Below are 23,979 nucleotides of genomic sequence, written 5' to 3'. Positions count from 1 at the left end.
CCCATACTTCCCATGCTTCATGTCTGTTAATAAAGAATTTGTAATTGAATTATGAAAATATGATTTAAATATCCTCCAAAAACGCCTCAGAACTTCCATATTAAAAAATCTCAAATAAAATATTTTTGAAATCATAATTATATGGCTAAAACAAGCATATTCAAATTGTATGAAAAATGCTACCGGAAATATGAAAAGCATTTTATTTTTACATCCCAACTTCCCCGGACAATTTCGCCACTTAGTTAAAACTTTAGGACAAGATCAGAATTATCAAGTGGTATTTGCCACAAATAATCAACAAGGAAATATACCAGGTGTACAGAAGGTAATTTATCAACCTTCCCGCACAGTAGCAAGTCAAACACATTATTATATTCGCAATTTAGAAAATGCAGTTCTTACCGGACAAGCAGTATATCGGATGGCACAACGATTAAAAAATCAAGGTTTTATTCCAGATATCATTTATGGTCATTCTGGTTGGGGACTAACTTTATTTATAAAAGAAGTTTTTCCCCAAGCAGAATTATTATGTTTCTTTGAATGGTTTTATCATAGTCGCGGTTCAGATGCAGGTTTTGATCCTTGTGATCCATTAAGTGTAGATGATATATGTCGTATTAGGGTAAAAAATTCACCGATTTTACTGGATTTATACCATTGCGATCGCGGACTTTCTCCTACTAACTGGCAGCGTCAACAATTTCCCCAAGAATATCATCATAAAATCACTGTTTGTCACGATGGCATTGATACTAATTACTTTATCAGTAAACCAGATACTAAATTATTTTTACCTAGCATCAATTTGGATCTTTCCCACGTCACAGAATTAGTTACCTATTCAGCAAGAGGTTTTGAACCTTATCGGGGTTTTCCTCAGTTTATGGAAGCAGTAGCATTAATTCAACAACAGCGCCCAAATTGTCATATTGTAGTTGATGGGGAAGATAAGGTATTTTATAGTAAACATCTTGCTGATGGGAAAACCTATAAACAGTTAATGTTAGAAAGTCTAGATTTAGATTTATCGAGATTACATTTTACTGGTAGACTGCCTACCCATGAATATCTACAACTTTTACAAGCTTCCTCAGCCCATATTTACTTAACCCGTCCTTTTGTTTTATCCTGGTCAATGTTAGAAGCAATGTCTGTAGGATGTTTACTCATAGCTTCCAATACTCCCCCAGTTGTAGAGATCATTGAAGATGGTAAAAATGGACTTTTGGCAGATTTCTTTTCTCCTGTACAAATTGCTGAAAAGGTAAATCTAGCTTTGGATAATGCAGAAGATATGAAAGTTATTCGTGCAGCAGCAAGAAAAACAATAGTCAATAATTATAATTTAGCAGCATTATTACCAAAACAATTAGATTGGATATTTGGTAAGAAAACTTCTCTTACAGCACTTTCCGATGTCATGAGGTACAAGAACCCCACCCCCAACCCCCTCCCCGCAAGCGATGAGGGGGCGATGAGGTTTATTAAATAGTAATTTAATAGTAATTAGTAATTTAAAATAAAATCCCAGTTTTCATCCTGAAAATCCTTAAATCCTGTACTTCGACTTCGCTCAGTAACCAGACATCCTGATTCAGAAAAATATTTAGATCCCTAACTTATTGACTTATTCAAGAAGTCGGGGATCTAAATCATCTCATAATTATCTCTCAACTAACTTCCCATCACTGCATCTAATAACAACTCACCACCAAATCGCACCGGATCTGTACAAGGTAAACCTGTTTGATCTGTAACTTGGGCGATCGCATTTTTAGCAGCAACTTCATCTAAATCTCTAGTATTTAAAGCTATCCCCGCTACCGGAACTTTAGCAAACGCACCCGCACCACTAGCAACAATTTCATACATTTTAATTACCTCCGGTAAAGGAGGAATCGGAACATGAGGATTATTATGATTGTGAGTTTGTCCGGCTCGATGCACTAAAATTAAATGTGTAGGTTGAGAACCCCGAATTAAAGGTAAAGTTGCAGTTGAACCAGGATGTAATAAAGAACCTTGTCCTTCTATTTGCAGAATATCGTAATTTTTACCAAACCGCATCACCAACTGTTCCACCGCACCCGCAGCAAAGTCTACCCGCACTGCATCTAACGCTACTCCATCCCCTTCTAACATTAACCCAGTTTGACCAGTAGCTAAAAATTTCGACTTCCAACCCCGTAATTTTGCAGAACGATGTAATTCTAAACTGGTGGACATTTTACCAATAGCCATATCTGTTCCCACCGTCAACACCCGACGACAGGGAAGAGTCCGCGCTAACCCGGAAGCTATTTCTAAGTTAGGCGGTTCTTTTCGCACATCCCAAATTAACTGACCTGGTTTGAGGAGTGCATTTAATTCTGGTATATTCCCTAAAGGTGTGTGTAGACCATTAACCAAAGACATTCCCCCTTTCAAAGCATCTTTGATATCCGGCCAATAATGATCAGGAATTATCCCACCTTTGGGAGCAATACCAATAACTAAAACTTCTGGTTGATATTGCAAAGCCGCACTCACTGAACCCACAACAGGAACATCACGTTTTATTCCTGTTAACTCTGATACAGATTTACCAACACATTCCCGATCTATCACTGCAACTATCGGTGATTCACTATAGCGTAAAATGGATAAACCGGTTTTTCCCTGAGTTCCACTCAGTCCTTCATGCAATAAAATTGCTATCTTTTTATTAAGTGGCAAACGCACTGTATTGTACTCCTAAACCTGGTAAATTATTAGGTAAAATTCGTCCTTTTTCCACAGATGCACCCACAAAAGGATCATCTATTAAATTTAAATGACTATCTAAATCTAAATAATCTGCTAATGGTGCAAGTTGGGAAGCTGCTGTATTGGCTAATGAACTATCAGAATAACAGCCAAACATCACTTGTAAATTATGTGCTTTGGCTGTATTTACCATTCTCCAAGCTTCACTTAAACCCCCAGATTTCATGAGTTTAATATTAATTCCATCTACATAATCTGCTAAGGGGGGAATATCCACACTGGTAAAGCAACTTTCATCCACAAAGATGGGTAAAGGTGAATGTTCTTTCAGGGTGGCTAATTTATTTTCTTCACCTCTTGGTAATGGCTGTTCTATATATTTTATCCCTAAATCTGCTAACCACAGAGACATAGAAATTGCATCTGCTAAACTCCAACCTCCGTTAGCATCTACAAATAAATCTATTTTTGGTGCTGTTTCTTTCACTGCTAACAACATTTTTCTGTCTGCTTCTATTCCCTCTTTTGCTCCTAATTTCACTTTTAATAATTTCACATCCATATATTCTAACCAGTCTTTGGTTCTGGTTGCTGCACCTTCTGGGGAGTTAATACCTATGGTTACGGATGTGGGTACTATTTTATTGAGATTTAGTCCCCACATTTTCCACAATGGTAAATTTACACTTTTCCCCATCCAATCATACAACGCCATATCTATAGCTGCCTTGGCTGCGGAAGGGATTTGATACTGTGTTAAAATTGTTTCAATTTCCTGTCTTTGCCAAGGATTGTATAATTCTAACACAGGGGTGATTTTTTGCAAGGCATCTGTGATCATTTCGGTGGTTTGACGGTGATTTCCCACACCAAAGGGTGATGCTTCTCCCCATCCTTCAATGTCGTTTTCGATGATTTTGATGCTGATATTTGTTGTTTGTGTTGTTGTTCCTCTACTTATTGTTAAGGGGAATCTTTTGTTAACTGTAAATTGACTGACTTGTATTTTCATTTTAGCAACTTATACTTATCAACTATTTATCAGCCATAATACACTAAATAAACAAGATTATAATTTTATGACTTACGCAAGATGTGACTGAAAACCTTATTCCTGCGTAGGGGTAATTCATGAATTACCCTTACTTTCTTTCCCTTTTGCATAAATCCTGAATTTATTAGCTTCTGCATTGTTTGAAGAAATCCGGTATCCAATACTTTTCGGTTAAACCCAAAAAATAAAATTCTGTAGGTTGGGTTGAGGAACGAAACCCAACATTTATCAGCTTTTGTTGGGTTGCGCTATCGCTTAACCCAACCTACAAAAACTCTTAACCAAACAGTATTGATCCCGTATCTGAATATTATCTATATTTTATTTATCAAGAAATTTAAAGAATTTAAAGAATTTAAAGAATTTAAAGAATTTAAAGAATTTAAAGAATTTAAATAATTTAAATAATTTAAATAATTTAAATAATAATAGAACCTGGAATTTCTGTTACGGGTGGTTCTCCCCAAGTTTCAATTTGGTTAAATGTATGTTTACTTAATGGATAAAATCTGATACTGTCTTCCAGGGAATTGATTTCTTTACCTAATCGTTGTTTTAATTCTGTATATTTCTGTGAATTGAGCAGACATTCAAAAACTGAATATTGAACTCTTTGACCATATCCTTCTAATAATTCTGAGATTTTTTGGCGACGTTTATCGTCAGGAATATCATAAACTATTACATAAAATAACATTTAAAAATTAACGAATTTGATAAGGTTGATAAACTTGACTAGGTTGATAGACAAATTCTTTAAAAATTTTAATTTGTTGAGTCATTAAATCCCATCGGGGTTGATTTTCACCTTTTTGATTTTGTACATCTTCCTCTAATTTCTGGAGAAAGTATTTTATATATTTTTCCCTACCATGATTATTGAGATAACAACCACCATCATGATAGACAAAATCTTGAGTATCATCCATAATTTTACTGTTGATTAACCACAACACCAAAGAATCAATAATTGGAGCGCGAAATTCTTCTATTAAATCAGAAGCTAATGCTGCATGACGTTCTGTTCCTTGATGCAAACAAGCATAATAGGGATCTAATCCTTGGATTTCTATTAATGTTAAAATATGATTCCACAGAATTTGATAACCAAAACTCAACATAGCATTAACGGGGTTTCCTGGGGGGCGACGACTACGGGCTAAAAATATGAAATTAGGATGATTTAAGCATTCTCCAAAAGCAGAAAAATATTGAGCCGCACCAGCACCTTCTAATCCCATTAATCGTTCTGTTGTTTCTGCTTCCCGTGCTTTTTGAATTAATACAGCTAAACTTTTAATAGCCATTTCTGTAGTTGTTGAGGGATTGCGTCGTTGTTGACGTTGTAGAAAAGTCCGGCTATTTTTTAATTTACCTGCGACTATATTTTGAGCTACTATTAATTTATCCGTTGTTGTTAATTGTTGTTGATAACGGGAAAGTTGACGATATCCTCTAGCGATGGGCATTAATCGCCCATAACAATATCCCATTCTCGACAAATAAGCAATAGGAATATCTCGCCATAAACAGCTACGAATTGCTTCAGTAGTCATTTGTGATTTACCGAAAATTAATATTTGTTCTAATAGCGGTAATTGAATTTCTCCATGTATTGTTTCTCCTTGTTTGACTATTAAGGTTTCTGCTTTGAGAGAGATATAACAACCTTGACGGGAAATATATAATGTTCGCATAGTCGGTTAAGGGTAAGATTATTGATTACAAAAATTGATCTTTAGTTTGAGTACAAATTTTTCTCTAATGTTGTTAAGAATGATTAATTATTTTTGATTGTTGAGAAATGATTTCTGCTATCATATTTTTGATGTGAGTTGGTTGTAAAAAAACCACAATTTTATCAGATGCTGTAGCATTTATAAAACTAGCTAAGGTAACTAATAATGTATTGACAATAACTGCTGCTAATCCTAATGGGGCAATTAATAGGATTATGAGTGTAATTGACCCATTAAATATAGCGACTCCTAAATTTCTGACTAAAGCCGCACGATGAGAAATGTACATATTTTTTGTGAGTTGATGACTTTTTTAAAATAGACCTAATTGCCAGGTAATGTAAGGGGGTTTCATGCGAATAAGGAATTTTCTTTGTTAGTAATGGTTTTTTTGCGGCCGGGTAGGGGAGGGGGTGCAAATGTTGATTCTTTCGTTGACCCTGCCGATCCCTTGCTGGGTAAGGGTTTCAGGTGTTTTAACATCATGGTTTATGGTGCTGGTTGACTTTTTTTTAGACCCGGCCGAAAATTGCCTCTAGACAGTAGGCAGGGTAAGGGTTTATAATGGTGGCTACCGCTTCCTTAACAAGAAGTGGAATTAATGGAAACCTGAAATTCTCCGGGATTGTCTTCATAACAATCCCAACCGCTTCCTTAACAAGAAGTGGAATTAATGGAAACACAGTGCCCTTGAAGTTGAAGTTGACACTGAAAAACACCTGGACCGCTTCCTTAACAAGAAGTGGAATTAATGGAAACGCACTCTTCCTGGTCGCAGTAGCACGCGACCAGCTTGTAACCGCTTCCTTAACAAGAAGTGGAATTAATGGAAACAATATGAATCTCCCCAGCAGGGATATGTGGCAGAGCAATCCTCACCGCTTCCTTAACAAGAAGTGGAATTAATGGAAACCTGCCAGGCACTTCATGTACTCTGTAACGCCGGTCATGACCGCTTCCTTAACAAGAAGTGGAATTAATGGAAACCGTTTTTCCTCTTGTGTGTCCAGGTACGATATTATTCCAGCGCAAACCGCTTCCTTAACAAGAAGTGGAATTAATGGAAACTTTCTTTATAGGACTTTATGCCTATAAGGAGGCAAAACCATGACCGCTTCCTTAACAAGAAGTGGAATTAATGGAAACCCAAAACTCCCGTTCACGCTTTTTCTCGTCGTTCTGACCGCTTCCTTAACAAGAAGTGGAATTAATGGAAACCCACTATCAGATCCCGGACTTCTCAAAGAAGTCCGGGATCTACTGCTTAAATGAAGATTTTCCTCATTCGCATGAGAAGCATTGAATCACGAGAAAATTGCGAGTATGTTGTTACAGGAGATGTAAACAAAACTACCGCCAGGGTGAAGGAATATCTGTTATGGGAGAAAATAATGACAATAAAAAACTGTTGCGTCAATCTTTAGATGCAATTAATGAACAAGAAGAACGGAAAAAAGCAGATAAAATTGTGCGGCTTTCTCGTTTAAATATAACCATTGCAGTTTTATTATCTTTATTGATTCCCCTTGCTGGATATTGTTACACACGACGTTGGAAAGCACTGTTGTGGCTGGGTTTGAGTCTTGGTGTAACAGGTGCAATAATTGGATTATCTTCCTCTACAGAAGAAGAAGCAATGGAAAGAGGTTTTGCTATTGGTTCTATTGCTAGTTTAATTGCGCCTATTGATAATGGTTTAGCTATTTCCCGTGCTAAAAAGCAGATCGAAGATATTAATAATTAGGATTTGCTAAAAAAGTATTCTCATGGGAATTGGGAATTGGGAATAGATGAAAGAGTTTAGCAGAGAAAAATGTCCTAATTAGGGTGTCTTGATAACTACATCAATAATCTAGATTAATACATGAATAATTTAGATTATTAATTTAGATTATTAATTTAGATTATTAATTTAGATTATTAATTTAGATTATTAATTTAGATTATTAATATTGATGTCTTCTTTTATTTATTGAGTTAGTCATGGAAATGTTTAATAAATTAATCCGTAAAATATCGGTTTTTGGTATTAACTTTTATCAAAAACATCTCTCACCTTACAAGGGTTATTGTTGCGCTCATCGAATTTTGCATGGTGGTGATTCTTGTTCTGAATATGTCAAAAAAGCTTTTTTAGAACAGGATTTAAATACAGCAATTCAACTTTCCCGTCAACGATTTACAGAGTGTGGACAAGCTGCGGAAAATTTAGCATCTCAAAAACCACGTCAACAGGAAAATTTAAATGTAAGATTAGGATCGGCAAATTTACAGCGCAGAAGTTCTCGTTTATTCAATCGTCGATCATTTTTGTATTTAATCATTCCTGCATTCTTTACTTTTGGTTTAGTAACTCCTGCATTAGCAAGTAAAGGAAAAGCTTATAGTCAATGTTTGAAAATGGCAACAAAATCAAGTGTAAGACAAGATCAAAAAGATGGTAAATGTGGTAATGAACCAGAGTTATATTATGGTTTATGTTGTTTGGGAATTGTGGGTTTAGGTATTGCTAATGACGATAAATAGGGTTTGCTGAAAAAGTTATCTGTGGGAATTAAGAATGTGCTGTAAATGCAAGGTTTTTGATTTCCCATATCATAAAAGCTTGCACTTTTTCAGTTTTTGATTATTTAAAATCTTTGTGGGGAAAATTCATAAATTTTCCTGACATTCATTCATTTTTACCTGATGTTTATTGATTGGCAATCTGCTGAAAACTTTATTCTTGCGTAGGGGTAATTCATGAATTACCCCTACTTTTGTTCCTTTTGGCGTAAGTCCTATGATTCTATTTAGGGTTTGCTGAATAAACCTAAAACCTTGATATATCAAAGGTTAGAGGCTGATAAACACAGAAATTAGTGCAAGGGTTTTGAAGGGTATACCGGAATGTGCATTTTTTGGGATTTCAAGAGATGGCAAAGAAATTTTCCAATCTCCTCCTGACTCCTGACTCCTGACTCCTGACTCCTGACTCCTTGATCTCCTGACTCCTGACTCCTGACTCCTGACTCCTATGCCCTCACGGAAAGACTTTCTCAGCAACTCCTATTTATAGATATTAACAATATCTTCGCCAATTTGTTTGATTTTATTGACTAATAATTCTGGTTTTACTACTTTTACCCCACCTTTAAAACCGAGAATCCAGCGTAGTAATTCTATATCATCTACACACCATTTAGGTAACATAACTTGAAAGCGATGGGGAAATTTAGGATCTCTTGTCTGTTTAAGACAAAAAATAGATTTCGGTAGATTCAATTTTTTAGCTGTAGTGGGTAATGACATTTTCATTTGTGAGGAAGGAAAACGTTTAGTTCCTTCAGCGACAAAGTTAAACATACTATCATTAAACCAAAGTTCAATGGTGATCAAAACCTGAGAACGTTCTTTTTTAGTTCCTTCTAAAAGTGTTTTTTGATCTTGATGATCATATCCTAAAAAAATGCTGGCACACATTTGAGAAAGTTTTTGTAATTTGTTTAATGCTGTTTTCTGTTCTGTTTGGGAACGGTTGATGATTTGATGTTTACCGATAAATAATCTATCTAGTCTTTCAAATCGTAATAAACCTTTTTTGTCTCCACTCATTAATTCATAACCTAAGTACCAAGCAGAATTAAAAAATACAATTTGTAAAGGAAATGCTAAAAAGAATCCTTCTTGATCATGGGCAAATTTACCACTTCCAGGAAAACGGTTTAATTCTAATAGTTTTCCTTGGGCGATCGCCTCTTCTAATTCTTGGATATTTCTGGCTAAAGATTCTTGGGGTAAATAATCTGCATCTATCATACTACGATTGGCGATCGCCCGCACGGGATAAACTTGATTTACACCTAATTTACTTTTTTCCATACGACTAGTAAACTTTTGGTAAATCTCTAAAGCAATAGGATCATTTAAACTTTTAGCTTGAGACTGTAACATATTAAAAATTTGTGTTAACTCTAAACTTGATAAAATTCCAGTTCCTGCAAAATAACCGTCACGCATAGAAAAATCCGGCAGAATTTTATAGGGTTTGAGGACTTTTTCAATATCTTTACGAACTGAATCTATACTATTACCAAAAATTCCTTCATATTTTGGCAATGCTAACAGCAAAGTTTTTAAACTACCTGATCCTGAAGAAAATAAAAATGGATGATGGAGAATTAACCGGATAATAGATAACAATCTTTGAAAAGCTGTTAAATCTGAATAAGGATGAGTTATTAAAACAGTGGCAGATTTAGGAACATAATCACCTACATCAATAGTACCGGGAAGAACTTGAGAAATACTATTGACACCAATAAAACTATTTTTCTGTAACCAAATTAAATCTTGAGCAATAGATTGTTTATCTGCATATACTTTACCATATAACCGACTTACAAAACCAGCTACTTCTGCCAAAGAATTAGCAAATTCAGGAAGATAACCAAAAACATTCAATAATAAATGAGGATGTGTAGATTGTAAATTACCAACTCCTGGATAATTAATAATTACAGAAATCAAATACATCAACCTTTCAAAATCTAAGAATCTACTATAAGCGTGAAAAGTTATGTGACTATTGCGATTACTACGATTAACAAGAGTTCTATCAAGTTGTTGAATCGTATTTACAACTTCTTGAAAATTGAACTTTGGCGAAATGACATCAACTTCCTTAATAATTACCAAACCTTCCCCAGAAACCGGGGGAAAATCTAACAAAGATTGATACATACTATCAATAACTATATCGGGAACTTGACGGTGACGCTGTTGATTCCATTGTTTACAAACTTCCAAAGGAGTTGTTAAATACCAACCGATCCACAACATGGGAAAATCAACCGCCACATTCAACTTTTCTAATAAATCTAATCTCCATATCCGCCTGGCGTTAGTAGCATCATAAATGACACCAACACCTTCAGTAATAGCATTAACTACAGCAGAAATCACCTTTGCTTCAATTTCCTCCCATACACCTTGAATAGAAGCATCACCATATAACTGATGACGAATAGCATCAGTAGAAACAACGCGATAATTACCCAACTTAGCGAGACTAGCAGCAAAGGTTGATTTTCCGCTACCAGGAACACCGATGAGAAAATGACAGATAGGAGTGGACATAATTATTCATATTCAAAACTTATCTTGCATTTTCCCCCCTACCTTGGGGTAAAAGTCTAGTGTTTTCAAGCGAATGAGGAATTTATTACCCTAGTTCCCCCAGTAAATTTCGTCATTCGCATGAGTAGCAGTTTACAACCAAAATTTTACCGCTAAGATAAAGCACAAGGGAGTCAATGTTCACAGATTGCAAAAAACAGCCAAATTTGTTGACACATCTTCATAGATATTGACAATACCTGTTTCATTTTCTTACCAATTATGAAAAACTCTTTTTTTTTCACACAGTATAACTTTTAGCGTGTATTGTGAAAACTAAGCAAACAAGGAGATACAGAACCCGTGACTAAATATACTGCTATCACCTTTGCACCCGTCCAAGGGTTCATAGAAAAATCCCGCAAACTGCGAGACTTATACGGTGGTTCATTAATTCTGTCCTACTTGAGTCAGCAAATAGTTAACTCTGTTAATACGCACAATTTAACATTAATTTCTCCTGCACTTCCTACAGTTCAAAAAGGAATGCCAAACCGCATTTTAATTAAAGGAGAAATGACCAGAGAACAAGCAGAACAAGTCATCCTTTCCCGATGGAAAGAGATGTTAAAAGTTTGCCGAGAATGGATAGAAAAACAATTACCAGAATTTGATTATCAATGGGAAAGAGAATGGAGTTTATGGGGTTCTCACACTTGGGAGATATTTCAAGGATGTGGTCATAGTATCATTGAGGCAATGAATGATTTAGAAACTAAAAAATTATCCCGTGATTGGACGGCGGTAAACTGGATTGGTGAAAGTTCTAGTTTAACAGGTACTGATGGAATTGCGTTTCCTGGGATGGGTGGAAAATCTCGTAATCCTCAAACCATGAACTATAAATTAGAAGATGAGAAAATCAAGGATTTTTATAGTAAATTAGCAGAAATTACCGAAGACCAAAAAGAAGGAAATCCAGAAAATCCAGAAAATCCAGAAGGTAAATTTATTGCCATTAACGAAAAATTGAGTATTCCCGAATTAGTAAAACGTCTCGTTACATGGGAGAAAATTCAACAACAAATAGGTATAGATCCACTGGATAAAGGTTTTACAGAAATTCAACGTAAACCACAACCAGCACAACCAGAAAAAAATCAAGAAAGTGTTCCTGGACAATGGACAGGATGGTTTATGGGAGATGGTGACGAAGTTGGCAAACATTTACAAGAATTAGCGAAAAAAGAAAATGGTGATGAACAAATAAAAAACTTTAGTGATGCTATGCGAACTTGGGGTAAACAATTTGATGAAAGATTTAATTTAAAACAAAAAATAGGTAGAATTGTTTACGCTGGTGGTGATGATTTTTTAGGAATTATTTATAGTAATAATCCTCAAAAACCCATTTCCCCATTAACAGCCTATGAATGGTTATTAACGTTAAATGAGACATGGCAAAAACACCAACAGAAAATAACTGTCAGTGTCGGTTTTGTCTGGGTTGCAGGTAGCGTACCTCAGCGAGATGTTTTACAACATTGTCGGGAAGCGGAAAAAGTAGCCAAATCTCTAGGAAGAGATAGAGTAACTATTCGGGTGGTTTTTAATAGTGGTCAATATATCCAGTGGACTTGTCCCTGGTGTTATTTGGGGATTTTAAAGAAGTATCAAGATAGGGATGGTAAAACATTTGAACAATGGGAAGCTAAAGGAAGAAATAAGGAAGATTTTCCTAACTGGGGTCATGTTTATAGTGATTTAGCTACGTTAAAATCTCGTCATGCAATAAATTTGAAAGAGAAAAACAAGGAAAGTGTGAATGAAATAATAGCATTAGAACTGTTTAATATTTACTTTGACAAACAAAAAGAATATTTAGAAAATCATCAAGAAAAACTTGTTGGCAATTCAGATAATTTAGAACTAATGAAATGGATTGATAGTTTAATTAATGTAGGATGGTATTTATGTTCAACTATCTAATTTGTATCAGTCCGTTAGGATTTATGTATGGTAGTGCTGGTGCATTTTTATCACCAGAAAATTTAGTTGGTCGTTCTGGTGCTAAATTTCCTCCTGAAGCAGCAACATTATCAGGATTGTTTTTTAGTGTTAACCAAGTTCAGAAAATATGGAATCAAGAAAAATTAAGTCATGATTTATATATTGCCGGACCATTTTGGGGAAAAACAGATAATCCAGAATATTTTTATGTACCAATTCCCTGGACTAAAATTATAGCTGAAAACGAGTCTAGCGAATGGGAATTTAAAAATGATAAATGGCATTGTGACAACTCACAACTAACACCTGATTATCAATGGCAAAGAATCAATTCTTGGAACTATGCAGCAGAACACATCCGCGGTAATAGCTATGCTGAAAAAGTCCCGTGGAAGTTTGTTCCTGTCTTACATCCTCATTTAAAAAATGATGAAAGATGTACTTTCAAGATCGATGATAATACTAAAGGTGGATTATTTCTAGAACATTCTGTACATCTAGACTCAGAATATTGCTTAGTTTATTTATCTACTAAAGCTTTACCTGATGGTTGGTATAAATTTGGTGGTGAAAATCATGTTGTAGAAATCAATAGTTTTAAACTACCTGATGATAGTCCCATTTTAGAGCTTTTACGTCAACCAATAGAAGATAAATTTGCATTAATAACACCGGGAGTCTGGGGTTCTAACCGAATCTCTCACCGTCAACCCCAACCAGAGGATCATAGTTTTCCTGAAACTGTGCAGATGCTAACAGATAAACCTGTTCCCTATCGTTTCCGTTCCCAAGGAACATTAGGAAGAGGACGTTATGCTGTTCCTGCGGGTAGTGTTTACGTACTCAAAGAACCTATTAATAAACCTTGGTGGGAATGGGACGAGAAATGGTTTCCTAATGAAGGTTACAGTCTTAAAAAACTCGGTTGTGGTTTGTGTTTACCAGTAGAAATTGAAGGAGTTAACTAAAATGTATACCAAAACCTATGGAATTATCGAAACCTTAGCACCCCTCCATGTTGGTGCAACCGCAGGAGAAGAAAGCGGAAATTTAAACTTGATTTTCCGTGATCAATTTACCCAAACTGGTATCATTCCCGGTAGTTCTATTCGTGGTCGTTTACGTTCAGAAATGCGTAATGATCAAAGTGAAAATGAAGCCAATTATTGGTATGGTAACGGTGCAGACGATGACAAAAATAACGAATCTATCGTTAAATTTGAATATGCTTCTATAGTTTGGATTCCCGTTTTTTGTCCAGGTCAACCTATTGTATGGGTAACTTGTCAGCGATTATTAAAACGTTATCAAAGAATAGCAGGTGATAGCATTGTTAAGGTAAATGGACAAGATCAACACCTCAAAGACATCAAAATTCCTGATGCTTATACAGGTTCAACCAACTTAGTCGCAAAACAAGCAACAGGAGGTAAAAGAACGATTTTCTTTAATTTAGGTTTCTTAGAAATTAACAAAACACAAGACTTATCACCTTGGTTTCCTGACCAGCAACAACAACCATCAGTCGTAGTTGCTGATAGTGATATTGGTATGATTCATGATATGGCATTATATCGCCAAAGTCGTGTCCGTCTCAAACCATATCAAAAAGTAGTCGAAGGTGGGGGGTTTTTCAACACCGAAGCATTGCCAGAAGGAACTATTTTAGTATTTCCTATTGCTATTAGAGATGATAAATCAGGTAAAAAATGGCAACCTTTCACTATTGGCAAAACCGCAGATATTTATTTAGGTGGTTTAGAATCAATTGGTTTAGGTCATTGTGAATTAACTATCAAAGGAGAATAAAAAATGACTTGGCAATCTTATAACTTAGACCAAAAAGCACAAAAATTAGTCCTCATCTACCGGGATAAAAAAGGTGTCATCGGTCAATCCCATAAAATGAGAAGTACCGTAGCTTATGGTTTAGAAAGATTTTGGGGTGAACATTTACGACTCTTACCTAAAGAACCAGACAAAGGTAAATATTGGCGTGACACTTGGACAACTTTTGTGGGAATTATGAAACAAGCAGGAATTAAATTACCTGAAGATCAAGTTGATGGTAGTAATACCCGACAAGTACAAGATTATGCTTCTAGATTATGGAGTTTAGATATTGAAGATCAACGCATTTGTTTAGCAGTATTGACTCAATTTTGTGACAGTTTAGTTTGGTGGACTCAACGTTATAAAAAACCAGGTGATAGTGATGCCGAACAGTAATGAAGTACCCTTAATGTTTCAAGCACAAATTAGCGGTAGGGGACAAATTCAATATATTCAACAACCTAAACAGTCTGAAAGATGGGTTGATGAATGGCTAGAAGCTACCGCTATCAAGCCTCCTAATTTTAGTCATCATGTCAGAACAAAGGAATATAAAATTAGTTGGCGGTTGCTTTCTAATAGTGGTCAAGATGATGATTTTATCCGTCCTGTAATTGCGGCTAATGGGTTTCCCTATTATCCTGGTGCGAGTATGAAAGGTGCATTTTTAAGACATTGTACCCCTGCACAAGCTATTAGATATTGTGGTTATCAAAATAGTAGTGAAACTCTACCGGGAATATTACGTTTTCATGGTGCATTTCCCCAAGATGCAACTTGGAAAGAAGAACCTTTAATTGATGTAGTTCACCCCCAAGAAAATTGGCAAGTAAAAAACAGTGATTCCCATGCTGCATTTTTGCAAATTTCCCTTTATGCACCAACCTTAGTTTTTGGTATTTCTAGCACTATTGAATTAGAGGATAGTGAATGGGAAACTATTTGGAGGATTTGGGATCAAGCCATAGAAAGGGGTATTGGTTCTAGGGTAAGTGCGGGTTATGGTCAACCTATTAATCACCCAGAAACTAAGTTATTTACTGTGAATTTAAAAGGACAGGGTTTAGCCTCACAATTAATAGATAAAACTGGTGAATTTCGCCCCAATATGTTTAAAGCTGCTTTACGGGGTCATACTTTACGGTTATTTAGTGGGGTGACAGATGAAAATACAGCACAAGAATTAACTAAGGAACTGTGGGGAGGTTTTGCAGGTGCTAAAGGTGCAGTAGTGGGAGATTTAGGTATTGCTTTTCATGCTGAAAGTTTAGTCATGGGTGAGTTTACCTATAATCACAATAGAATATCTATGCCTACCTATGATTTAAAAAAAGGTACTTTAACTATTCTCTGTATGAAAAATCATGCAGATGAATATAGAAAGCAATTGAGAATTTTAGCTAAAGCAATTTTGCGATTTTCTCTATTAATAGGTGGTTTTGGTAAATCATCCCGCAGGGTAGATCATAGAATCTTTTTCCCTAAATATTTCGACTATGAAGATAAACCTATGATTGGTTGTCAATGGGGATTTACTCAAGAATCAGAACCATATTATTTTCCTGTGAATAATATTAACCACATCAAAAATATTATTGAGAATGTTCGCAAAGCTGTCAATAATTGGTTGGTTTTTAAAGGTAAATCTCAAAATTATCAACGAAATGCTTGGCGGGAATGTTTTCATCCTGAAAATGTACAAATTTGGGGACGTTTAGCGGTAGATAAAGAAGATAGTTTAGCAGTGGGCTGGTTTCATGGAAATTATAGAGGTACTCAATCAATTAAACGTTCTAAATTGACTGGGGAAATGGGAAAAATTGGCAGAATTTACCATCGAATGTATCCCCATTATAAAATCAGGGAAGATCAGATGGTTCGCCAACGAGGATATGTAGAGTTATTAACCATCTTTCCTGATAAAAGAGATGAAACTACTAAACAGTTTTTAGCTTTTTTACCAACAAGTGGGTTTGAAAAATTGTGGGGTGTGTAATCAAGATCCCGGACTTCTATGATTAATTCAAATAGAAGTCCGACATCTATCTGCAAATTTGATTAAGTAAAAATTTGATTAAGTAAAAATTTGATTAAGTAAATTTTCAGGAGTTGAAAAAATGAGTATTTGGATTGTAACTACTGGCAATAGTGATGTCAAATTAAATCCTAATTATAATGCTAGTAAATGGCAGAAATTTTATAGAATGGTTAGAAGTGAATTATCTAATCATTTGTTTGAACCATCTCGATTAAAAAACGCTCCTGCTAATGAACCTTATACTGTTCCTGCAAGGGTTATGGGTATGGTTTATAGTCCTCAATTAAATGACGAAAGTTTCAATATTTTTGATGATTTATACTTTCCATTGTTAGATACTTTCACTGATTTTTTGAATAAATTAGACAAAAAAGAAAAAACTAAGAAAGTAATAGTAATTACAACAAATCAGGAAAATGCTTTTGACGATCATGATAAGAAAAATAATAAATGTCCTTATTGGCAAGATACTTGTCAACTTATACCTCTCTTGAAGAAGTATTTTCAGCAAAAATTTCCTCAGTTACAAACAGATAAAGATATTCACTTTTTAGAATTAAAAGCTAATTCTAAAACAGAAGGTCTTGATAATTGGGATCAGTGTTTAATTTTAGTTAACAAGTTATTTCAAGAAAATATTACTAACTTGGGAATCAAAGAATATACAAAAATTTTTGTTAGTCATCAAGCAGGTACTCCAGCTATTTCTTCCGCAGTTCAGTTTACAAGTTTAGCCAATTTTGAAAAGCAAGTACAATTTTTAGTTAGCAATGAATATGACCAAGGAAATGCAATTCCTATTCCTAGTTCTAGTTACTTGCAAGGTATGAAATTACAAGAGGCTAAGGAATTATTAGATAGATATGATTACTCAGGAGTTGATAAAATTTTTACAGAGATTTGGAAAAATAAGAAAGAATTTTTAACTGAAAAGGAAAAGAAAATTAAAGATTTACTAGCAATGGCTATCCAGTGGAATAATGCTAATTTTGATGATTTTGCAAAATCCAGAAGTACCATAAATGAAGATGCTAAAAAACGCACTCAACAAAGATGGTGGACTAGTTATGAAGCTGCTTATTTAGCAGTTATAAGGTTTATACAAGGTAACTATGTGGAAGCATTATTTCATAGTTTCCGTGCTGTTGAAGGTTTGCTTAGAGATAAGTATAACAATAAAGATGCACACAAAGGTATTCCTGATTTAGTTGAAATAGTTGTACAGAATTGGCAATTAAGTGATGATATCAAAGTGTTTAAAAACTACACATCCATAGAAAGAAACAATTTATTTCATAATTTGCGGGGATTAGAAAAAGAAGAAGTATTTAAAGCATGGAATACTAAAGATTATAATGGATGGCAAAAAAGAGTTTTGGGCTGTCTTAATTTTATATCTGGGCAAAACTTTACTAAATTAAAAGATGCCAGTCTTATGTCCTCTGTACATGAGGAACTAAAAACAGCAATCAATAATTATCAATTGCCAGCAATAGTAATTATCAGTTAGGTCAAACAATATAAATACTGTAAGGTAAATAGACATCTGGTGGTAATTAATTGTCTAACCTGAAACTATTGTATGAAACTATTGTCAGGACAATTTATGAATTGTCCCTAGATCATTTTCACCAGATATCTGTTATGTCAGTTTTCTCGGTTTTGTCATTAACACTCATAAAATACCTCTAGACACCACAGGGGAAAAGAGACTAAAATAGAGCGATCGCTTCCTCCATAGGGAATAAAAATAGAGTAGATTCCAGATCAATAAGATACAGAATCTAAATCGAAACCTCAAGCAACTTAGGATTACCTTAGCAATGACAGACAGAGATCCATACATTTATAGAATCAAATCAGTTCAAAAAATCGTAGATGGCGACACTATTGATGCTGATATTGACCTTGGTTTTGATATCTCCCTGACTAAGCGCATTCGTCTTGATGGTATTGATACCCCAGAAACGAGAACAACGAATACTGATGAAAAAAAACTTGGTCTTGAAGCTAAAGAATGGCTAAAAAAACAACTAGACAGTAAACATCAAATTCTGGTTAAAACAAAACTTCCAGACAGCACAGAAAAATATGGGAGAATACTGGGCAGGTTATACGTTGACGATGTATGTCTTAATGATCTGATGATTGCCGAAGGATATGCTTGGAAATATGATGGTGGCACAAAAAACAAAGACTTTGAACAACTCAAACAAATTCGTAGATTAAAAGGAAATTAACAAAGTAATCAATAACCCGATCCCCGACTTCTATTTTTAATTATCCCTTGCATGATAAAACTTATATCAGAAATCGGGGATATTTCTGCAATGATATCGCGGACTTTTACACCAGTTTCCGAAGATATCGAGTACCCATTTAGCAGGCAAGACTTGTACTAATCTTGTCGAAGTATGCCTGTTTTTTCATATCAGGAGTTTATCAAATGGATGAGTTTATGCAAGCTGCAATTAGCGAAGCCAAACAAGGCAGAAATGAGGGCGGAATCCCCATTGGGTCTGTTTTGGTCAAAGATGGGAAAATCCTTGGTAGAGGTCATAATAAACGGGTTCAAGATGGTGATCCTGTCACCCATGCGGAAATTGATTGTTTAAGAAATGCAGGGAGAATTGGTAATTATAAAGGTACAACTTTATATTCTACATTAATGCCATGTTATTTGTGTGCCGGTGCTGTGGTGCAGTTTGGGATTAAAAAAGTAATTGTAGGAGAGTCCAGAACTTTTCCTGGTGCAAAAGAATTTATGGTTTCTCATGGTGTGGAAATTATAGATTTAAACCTGGATGAATGTGAACAAATGATGAGTCAATTTATAGCAGAAAAACCTGAATTATGGAATGAAGATATAGGAGTTTAAAGGAGTCAGGAGTCAGGAGTCAGGAGTCAAAATTTAATTTTGGATTTCCCTCGTTCCCAGTCTCTGACTGGGAATGCTATCATAGAGTCTCTGACTCTAATTTAACTAAAGGTAAAGCCTTTAATAATTCATTCCCATACTCTGTATGGGAACGAGTAAAACGAGTAAATTACGAATTACAAATTACGAATTACAAATTACGAATTTCTCCAAAGTAATTCTATCAGGTAAAGAACTCTGCGCCCCTAATTTTGTAGTTGCTAAAGCCCCTGCTGCTGCACCCCAAACTACTGCTTCTTTTAAAGGTTTTTCCTGAAAAAGTGCTGCTGCTAAACCACCATTAAAAGCATCACCAGCAGCAACGGTATCTACTGCATTAACTGAAAATGCAGGAATATAAAAACTCTCTTCTTTAGTTGCACAATAAACACCTTTTGCACCTAGTTTAATAATTGCACATTTCACGCCTTTTTGTAATAAAGTATCTGCTGCTTTTGCTGCTGTTTCTTGTTCATTAACTGCAAAACCTACTAATTGACTAGCTTCGGTTTCGTTGGGTGTAATAATATCAATTAATGGGTAAATTTCATCTGGTAAATTATTTGGTGCTGGTGCAGGATCGAGAATAACTTTTATATTTGCTTCTTTGGCTTTTTGGGCTGCTAAAATTCCTATTTCTAAAGGAATTTCTAGTTGTAAAAGTAGGAATTTTGCATCTATGAATAAATTAGATAATCTATTGATATCATCTTGATTAACTTTACCATTTGCACCGGGAATAACTATGATATTATTTTCCCCTTGCTGATCTACAGTAATAACTGCAACCCCAGAACTGACGGTTTCATCAATTAAGATATTTTCAGTTTTAACACCACAATTTTGCAAATTTTTAATGAGTTCTGCACCAAAATTATCAGCACCTACACGCCCGATCATTTGCGTGGGTATTCCTAATTTTGCTAATGCAACTGCTTGGTTTGCACCTTTACCCCCAGGGGTGGTAAAAAAGCTTTCGCCTAGCAATGTTTCCCCAGGAATAGGTAAGCGGGGTGTGGTTGCTACTAGGTCTATATTTATGCTGCCAAAAACGATAATTTTCATATTCAGGAGTTATTAAATACAGCAGATTTAAGATTTTAAGGGCGGGCAGGATGCCCACCCCACAAGATTTAAAATGTTTGAATGTGTAATCTTTTCATGTGTAATTAATGATGACTAAAATATTAAGCACGCCATCGCAATAATACACTTTTTACAGGATTGATAAATTCTCGTTTTTCAGATGTAGCACGGGCAAATTCACGTTTTAATTGATAATACCATTGTGCTTGCATATCTGAATCTTTAATCAGTCGCAATACAGGATTGTATTTGAGTCCAATTTGCTGTTTTTCTACTACTGTGCGGTCTTGATCTAAAAATTTTCTGGCTAAGATATGAATTAAAGGTGTGAATATTCTTAACCAATTTGGTATACCATAAAGGACAAAATTTACTTCTGTTTCGGTTTCAGAAATTGGTGTGACTGCGGTTAAATTACAAACTCGATGTTTGCCAAATGTAATTTCTTCTATTCTCACTCCTGGTAAACGAAAAGAAATTTCTACTTCGGGTATTCCTCCACCGACTAACCAATATAATCGGCTCATATTTTCCATATTATCTGACAATTGATGTCGTCTGACTGTAAACCCATAATGTGAAGGATCAAATTGTTTGACTTCTTCATGTATTTCTCCACTTCTCCACCACCAAACTCTATGTACATAGGGAGAATGTGCAGGGTCCATTAAACCTGTCACCGCATGATCTACAAAGCAAGGAAACCGCATTACTTCTACTAAATGAGGTTGTTGTTCAGGAAAACCAGGAACTATGGGAACATCTTTTTGATCAGCGTTGACTTGAGATTTTTCGCTATCGGCCATGTAGATCCAAATGTTGCCTTGAGTCTCATAAATAGGATATGATTGCACATCAAAACGACTCAAATCTATGTTTTGTTCTGGTAATAATGATGGAATTTCTACACATTTTCCCCCAGGGTTGAAGCGCCAACCATGATAACAACATTCTACTTCTTGACCATTGAATCTACCACAACTTAAAGGTACTGCACGATGAGGACAAATATCACGCACTGCAAAAACTTGACCTTCTTTATTTCTCATCAGCAGTACAGGTTCTCCCAAAAAAATCCGGGATACCATCTTACCTGGTTTGAGAAGATGACTAGGTAGTGCGTAGTACCAAAGATTACGTAATAAGATGTGATTGTTATCTATCATGTATGGCTAAGATATGACTAGGAAAAATATACAAAAATAATCATAGACAACAAGTGTCATTTTAAACAGCTTTATTTTTGTTGATTGCTATTCGTAGGTTGGGATTCGCGTTAGTGCTACAAAGCAAGGGAAGTTAGATGCAAAGCAGCTTACCGCAGAGTCAACTAACATTAGACCTCTCCAGAAAAGAAATTATGGAACTTATTTATGGGGGCAGGGCGAAGCTTATGGGATATCTAGATGTCTGATTTTTCCGTTAAATTATCGCCCAAATGCTTCGCCCCTACAACTTATGACAAATTAATACATTCTATTGTGGAGATGTCTATTCTACATTTACCCAAAAGTCTGCGGTTTTGATTTTACCATTGCGGTCAAATTGCATCCACATTTTATAAGTTCCTGACTGGGGAAATTTGGTATGAAATTTCACTTGTCCATCAGGAGTATTTTTCATTGCATGGGCGTGAAGATAGTCAGATTTTGAAAGAGTTGATGAACTTTTAATAATTACTAAATGTCCTTTTTCTCCTAAGTATGGTTTCAGGTCTTTTACTGGTTGATTGTTGTTATCTTTGATATCAAATGTTAAACTTACTTCTTCACCTACTTTGATTTTTTCTTCAGAAATATTCAGGTTTACTTTTGTATCGGATATAGTTTTAGTTTTTTCATATTTAGCTAAACTTTTGGGTAGGGAAACTGTACCGGGAATGGTGATATTTGTGGATGATATATACTCTGCTTGTCCTGCTGGTTTATAATCACTAAAAAGTGTGTATTCTCCTGGGTTGGGAAAATTGACGCTGACTTGAAAACTACCATTTTCTTTATATTCAGGGTGCAAATGATCAAAATGTTCTAAGTCATTGCTGACAACTATTAAGTGCATAATTTTTTCTTGGAAAACATCAAATTTATTGACTGGTTTTCCTGTTTCATCCTGAATATCAATAGCTAGGTTAATCGGTTGGTTAGTTGTTAAATTTTTGGGTGTTGTTAATTTCGCTTGGGTTGTGATAGCTGTTTTGGGTTTTTCTTCATGCTGTGAGTGATCCATTTTTTGCTTTTCTGAATGTGCTTGATGTTCACTCATGGGTTTTGATTTTTGTTTTTCGGTTTGAGGAGTAGTTTCACTATTAGAAATCTTTGCTTCACCAGATTTAATTATTGATGAACAACCAGACGATGATAATAATGTTGTAGCTACAAAAAAACCTACTAAAATACGTTGCATCTTGATATATTTCCTGAATGAGAATCTAGGGTTTAAATGAAAATCTACTTTTGACTTTTTCACCTTTAATATCAGAGAAGATAACTACCTGATATTTACCTGCGGCTGTTTGAAGTAACTTAGGCTAATCTAATTGACTTCTCCAGAAAAGAAATTATGGAACTTATTTATGCGGTCAGGTCGAAGCTTATGGGATATCTAGATGTCTGATTTTTCCGTCAAATTATCGCCCATAAGCTTCGCCCCTACAACTTAGACAAATTAATACATTCTATTTTGGAGAGGTCTAATTGACTTGATGAATTTAACTTCTTTACTCACTGTAACATCAACCATTAACTATTTTTACACACAAAAATGAAATCAGAATGAAATTAATAGAAAATAATAGAAAAATATTTTCTCTCAAGACAAAGTTATAATTAATACACTATTAGTTAGAAGTGAACGCCATTGTTATGCTAATTGATGTGTAACATTTTTGCCAATTTCTTTAATAAACGGGACTTACGCAAAACAGAATAAAAGTAGGGGTAATTCATGAATTACCCCTAGTAAAGACAGTTTTTGCTGAGAGTCTCAGTGATCATCATTTTTTTAGTAATTAATCAGTGATTAAATTGTTTAAAAAGCTAAAAATTTTGATTTTAATCTATCTTTTGATAGTAGATTAATCAACTTTTTTAAACATCGTAATTCCATATCATATATCTAATTATTTGGACACATCCTATAGGAAGATGACTATAAATAGGAGTAGAATTAAATTAATCTTGGTGTGTCGAATAACTGCTTTCTATGGAGGTTTAGCCGAGCTAAACCTTTTTTTATGATGAAACAAATTAGCAAAGAATATTAATTTTCTCAAAAATCATCTTTCCTAGAGACTGATTAATTTACCCCATAAAGTATCTATAGAAATATAATCTACTTCTACCTAAGGCTTGTTCTGTGATCAAGCCTTTCTTTTTTAATCATCATTCTTGACATTGACACTTGCGATTATTCTCAATTATTGTCGGTTGAATAATGTCAACTCTAGGAAGAAAGA

Annotated in this window: 21 protein-coding genes and 1 CRISPR repeat array; of the genes, 12 read left to right on the top strand and 9 right to left on the bottom strand. The window is 34.9% G+C overall.

From position 1 onward, the window contains the following. Positions 1-190 precede the first annotated feature (190 nt). On the top strand, positions 191-1,498 hold the full coding sequence (locus PN497_RS25390; RefSeq protein ID WP_096572742.1) for a glycosyltransferase family 4 protein: 1,308 nt from the start codon (positions 191-193) through the stop codon (positions 1,496-1,498). Positions 1,499-1,680: 182 nt separating this feature from the next. Here the strand turns inward: PN497_RS25390 and PN497_RS25385 are convergent, their stop codons facing one another. Both PN497_RS25385 and PN497_RS25380 read right to left on the bottom strand, forming a co-directional pair. Next, positions 1,681-2,727: a DUF1611 domain-containing protein gene (locus PN497_RS25385; protein WP_096569846.1), complete on the bottom strand. Its 1,047-nt coding sequence runs from the start codon at positions 2,725-2,727 to the stop codon at positions 1,681-1,683. After that, entirely contained in the window at positions 2,711-3,763 is a 1,053-nt protein-coding gene (locus tag PN497_RS25380; protein WP_096569844.1) for a dipeptide epimerase, read from the bottom strand. Before PN497_RS25380 ends, PN497_RS25385 begins: the two co-directional genes overlap by 17 nt. A 246-nt stretch (positions 3,764-4,009) precedes the next feature. Here PN497_RS25380 and PN497_RS25375 point away from each other — a divergent pair, with 246 nt between their 5' ends. After that, positions 4,010-4,204 carry a hypothetical protein gene (locus PN497_RS25375; protein WP_096569842.1) on the top strand — a complete coding sequence of 65 codons (195 nt, stop codon included), beginning with the start codon at positions 4,010-4,012 and terminating at the stop codon, positions 4,202-4,204. 19 nt (positions 4,205-4,223) lie between these two features. Here PN497_RS25375 and cas2 read toward each other — a convergent pair whose 3' ends face one another. From cas2 to csx18, 3 genes are all read right to left on the bottom strand, one after another. After that, entirely contained in the window at positions 4,224-4,502 is a 279-nt protein-coding gene (gene cas2 / locus PN497_RS25370) for a CRISPR-associated endonuclease Cas2 (RefSeq protein ID WP_096569840.1), read from the bottom strand. A gap of 7 nt (positions 4,503-4,509) precedes the next feature. Next, a complete protein-coding gene (gene cas1 / locus PN497_RS25365; RefSeq protein WP_096569838.1) occupies positions 4,510-5,502 on the bottom strand; it encodes a CRISPR-associated endonuclease Cas1 in 993 nt (330 codons plus the stop codon). A gap of 73 nt (positions 5,503-5,575) precedes the next feature. Then, positions 5,576-5,833 (bottom strand): CRISPR-associated protein Csx18, encoded by a 258-nt coding sequence (gene csx18, locus PN497_RS25360; protein WP_096569836.1) that lies wholly within the window; start codon positions 5,831-5,833, stop codon positions 5,576-5,578. A 284-nt stretch (positions 5,834-6,117) separates the two neighbouring features. Further along, a CRISPR array of direct repeats spans positions 6,118-6,762; the repeat unit is 36 nt; unit sequence ACCGCTTCCTTAACAAGAAGTGGAATTAATGGAAAC. 160 nt (positions 6,763-6,922) lie between these two features. Between csx18 and PN497_RS25355 the strand changes: the two genes are divergently transcribed. Further along, positions 6,923-7,288, top strand: a complete 366-nt coding sequence (locus PN497_RS25355) for a hypothetical protein (RefSeq protein ID WP_096569834.1) — start codon at positions 6,923-6,925, stop codon at positions 7,286-7,288. 245 nt (positions 7,289-7,533) lie between these two features. Further along, positions 7,534-8,070 carry a membrane protein insertion efficiency factor YidD gene (yidD, locus tag PN497_RS25350; protein ID WP_199291168.1) on the top strand — a complete coding sequence of 179 codons (537 nt, stop codon included), beginning with the start codon at positions 7,534-7,536 and terminating at the stop codon, positions 8,068-8,070. Between the two features lie 522 nt (positions 8,071-8,592). On the opposite strand, the gene PN497_RS25345 is transcribed toward yidD, so the two are convergent. Continuing rightward, complete coding sequence (locus PN497_RS25345; protein WP_096569828.1) at positions 8,593-10,662, bottom strand: WYL domain-containing protein; 2,070 nt, start codon at positions 10,660-10,662, stop codon at positions 8,593-8,595. A 342-nt stretch (positions 10,663-11,004) separates the two neighbouring features. Between PN497_RS25345 and PN497_RS25340 the strand changes: the two genes are divergently transcribed. From PN497_RS25340 to PN497_RS25305, 8 genes are all read left to right on the top strand, one after another. Further along, on the top strand, positions 11,005-12,630 hold the full coding sequence (locus PN497_RS25340; RefSeq protein WP_096569826.1) for a Cas10/Cmr2 second palm domain-containing protein: 1,626 nt from the start codon (positions 11,005-11,007) through the stop codon (positions 12,628-12,630). Beyond that, entirely contained in the window at positions 12,615-13,619 is a 1,005-nt protein-coding gene (locus PN497_RS25335; RefSeq protein ID WP_096569824.1) for a CRISPR-associated protein, read from the top strand. The genes PN497_RS25340 and PN497_RS25335 overlap by 16 nt, the downstream gene beginning before the upstream one ends. A 1-nt stretch (position 13,620) precedes the next feature. After that, on the top strand, positions 13,621-14,460 hold the full coding sequence (cmr4, locus tag PN497_RS25330; protein WP_096569822.1) for a type III-B CRISPR module RAMP protein Cmr4: 840 nt from the start codon (positions 13,621-13,623) through the stop codon (positions 14,458-14,460). A gap of 3 nt (positions 14,461-14,463) precedes the next feature. Beyond that, positions 14,464-14,880: a hypothetical protein gene (locus PN497_RS25325; RefSeq protein ID WP_096569820.1), complete on the top strand. Its 417-nt coding sequence runs from the start codon at positions 14,464-14,466 to the stop codon at positions 14,878-14,880. Continuing rightward, positions 14,867-16,480 carry a hypothetical protein gene (locus PN497_RS25320; RefSeq protein ID WP_096569818.1) on the top strand — a complete coding sequence of 538 codons (1,614 nt, stop codon included), beginning with the start codon at positions 14,867-14,869 and terminating at the stop codon, positions 16,478-16,480. Before PN497_RS25325 ends, PN497_RS25320 begins: the two co-directional genes overlap by 14 nt. Before the next feature lie 121 nt (positions 16,481-16,601). Beyond that, positions 16,602-18,032 (top strand): hypothetical protein, encoded by a 1,431-nt coding sequence (locus tag PN497_RS25315; protein ID WP_096569816.1) that lies wholly within the window; start codon positions 16,602-16,604, stop codon positions 18,030-18,032. Positions 18,033-18,345: 313 nt separating this feature from the next. Further along, complete coding sequence (locus PN497_RS25310) at positions 18,346-18,762, top strand: thermonuclease family protein (protein WP_096569814.1); 417 nt, start codon at positions 18,346-18,348, stop codon at positions 18,760-18,762. 206 nt (positions 18,763-18,968) lie between these two features. Next, entirely contained in the window at positions 18,969-19,400 is a 432-nt protein-coding gene (locus PN497_RS25305) for a nucleoside deaminase (RefSeq protein WP_096569812.1), read from the top strand. A gap of 183 nt (positions 19,401-19,583) precedes the next feature. On the opposite strand, the gene rbsK is transcribed toward PN497_RS25305, so the two are convergent. From rbsK to PN497_RS25290, 3 genes are all read right to left on the bottom strand, one after another. Next, the gene (rbsK, locus tag PN497_RS25300) at positions 19,584-20,504 is read right to left on the bottom strand and encodes a ribokinase (protein WP_096569810.1); all 921 of its coding nucleotides are present in this window, start codon (positions 20,502-20,504) and stop codon (positions 19,584-19,586) included. 122 nt (positions 20,505-20,626) lie between these two features. Beyond that, positions 20,627-21,691, bottom strand: a complete 1,065-nt coding sequence (locus PN497_RS25295) for an aromatic ring-hydroxylating oxygenase subunit alpha (RefSeq protein ID WP_096569808.1) — start codon at positions 21,689-21,691, stop codon at positions 20,627-20,629. Positions 21,692-22,016: 325 nt separating this feature from the next. Further along, positions 22,017-22,928: a hypothetical protein gene (locus PN497_RS25290; protein WP_096569806.1), complete on the bottom strand. Its 912-nt coding sequence runs from the start codon at positions 22,926-22,928 to the stop codon at positions 22,017-22,019. Between the last annotated feature and the right edge of the window lie 1,051 nt (positions 22,929-23,979).

The organism is Sphaerospermopsis kisseleviana CS-549, assembly GCF_028329225.1.
Lineage (GTDB): Bacteria > Cyanobacteriota > Cyanobacteriia > Cyanobacteriales > Nostocaceae > Sphaerospermopsis > Sphaerospermopsis kisseleviana.
The sequence above is the reverse complement of the archived record's forward strand: the minus strand, read 5'-3'. Positions and strand labels throughout refer to the sequence as shown.